Origin of the sequence: Mesotoga infera, from assembly GCA_011045915.1 — a bacterium.
Lineage (GTDB): Bacteria > Thermotogota > Thermotogae > Petrotogales > Kosmotogaceae > Mesotoga > Mesotoga infera_D.
Genome location: DSBT01000302.1, coordinates 1 through 1828 on the forward strand (window position 1 = coordinate 1; position 1828 = coordinate 1828).

A 1828-nucleotide genomic window follows, 5' to 3' on the forward strand; every position below is an offset into this window, starting at 1 on the left:
CCTGTTTCTCCGTCGGTAGCCTTCTCGCCGGCAAGGATCAGGTCGAAAGGACCTTCCTTCTCCGCAAATCTCGCGAGTGCCACGGCCGTTGCCCACGTATCCGCACCTGCAAACTTACGGTCTGTCAGCAGCACCGCCTTGTCGGCGCCCATTGCGATTGCTTCCCTTACGGCCTCTTCTGCCACAGGAGGTCCCATAGAAACAACCGCAACGGAATGATCACCGGTCTCTTTGATTCTCAATGCCGTTTCCAGCGCGTGCAAATCGAGAGGATTGATAACGGTACCAACTCCCTCTCTTATCATCGTCCCCGTTTCGGGATTGAGCTTAACTTCATCGGTATCCGGAACTTGTTTTAGAAGAACGAGTATTTTCAAAGCAATTCCCCCTAACTGAGTAGTCTCTTCTCAATCTTAATACACATGCCGATTTCTTTCGCGGTCGAAGTCTGAACTCCGAACCGAAGGTCTTTGAATGAGTTGTTTTGAGCCAAATAAATGAACTGCTGAATATCTTTCTTCAAGTTGACGAAAAGTTAGTAGATTGATTTAATTGTTAGCACAAAGTATAAGCGAACAAATGTACACGGCAAACACGTTTAATGTTTTACTTGGGTATTACCAAAATATGGCTTTGACGTGAAGCGAGATTACTAGACGGTCTGATCAGGAGCGGTAAACAAGACACACAAATGATTCTCAGTAAATTCCAAATTAGTGGAGATTCTAATATTCGTAATGATTGTGCTATCATATTTCTAATCGGGGTGAATCGATGAAGAACAGAAAGACTTTCTTGTCACTTGTTTTGATTCTCTTATGTACTTTTGGTTTCGCAGATAAGCTCACTTTCGGCGGGGATAATGCTTATCCTCCGTATGAGTTTATTGATGAAAGCGGCGTTCACACGGGATTCAATGTGGACCTGATGCACGCCGTCTCTAGAGCTGCCGAGCTGGATATCGAAATTGAGCTCGGTGAATGGAATCTCGAGGTCGAAAGGTTCAAGTCGGGAGAACTCGATGGGCTAATCGGGATGGCCGTCACTCCCGAGCGACAGAAGATATATGGTTTTTCTATTCCACACAATGCTCTGCACATGGTGATCTTCTACAGGGATGGTTCTAGAAAGCCTAGCGTAAATGATCTAAAAGGAAGCGAAATTGTAGTTCAGCGAAACGGGGTCATGCACGACTATCTCCTGGAAAACTCCATAACCGAAAGGATTGTAGAGGTTGAATCTCCCCTTGACGGATTGAAGCTTCTTTCAGCGGGTACCGGGGAGTTTGGCCTTTTCGAGAAGTATCAATCTCTATATTTTGCGAAAGAGAACGAGATCAATAATCTAAAGGTTTCCGATTCCACGGTCTTCGAAAGAGATTATGCCTTCGCCACCGCGATAGATAATTCTGTTCTTCTCAACAAACTCAATAAGGGCCTTCTCCTCGTAAGAGAGAGCGGTGAGTATAAGGAAATATTCGAAAAATGGTTTGGTTCAGCAAACTGGTTTGAACAGAATAAAAAGGCATTGCTCTGGTCTATTGGAATACTTATCGCCTTCATATTCGTGCTGTTTGCTCCGTGGATATGGAACTATGCTTTGAAAGGGCGAGTAAAGGCAAGAACAGAAGAGCTTGAGAAGAAGGCAGTGGAAAATGAGAACCTCAGAGCCAAAATAAGAAGCCTTCATGATATTGCCTTCAAGATGGAGAGCTGTATCGAGGAAGAAGAAGTCTATGATCTCATTGTTGAAGCAGCCACTGACATTCTCAGCTTCGACTATTACAGTCTGGATGTTGTTGAAGGAGACTATCTAGTTGCCAAGAGAC

At 44.6% G+C, this 1828-nt stretch carries 2 protein-coding genes; one reads left to right on the forward strand and one right to left on the reverse strand.

Going from position 1 to position 1828, the window contains the following annotated elements; all coding sequences use genetic code 11:
• The coding region (locus ENN47_09675) for an electron transfer flavoprotein subunit beta (GenBank protein HDP78432.1) at nucleotides 1-377 on the reverse strand (377 nt) is incomplete at its 3' end.
• 397 nt (nucleotides 378-774) lie between these two features.
• Between ENN47_09675 and ENN47_09680 the strand changes: the two genes are divergently transcribed.
• A partial coding sequence (locus ENN47_09680) for a transporter substrate-binding domain-containing protein (GenBank protein ID HDP78433.1) occupies nucleotides 775-1828 on the forward strand: 1054 nt, incomplete at its 3' end.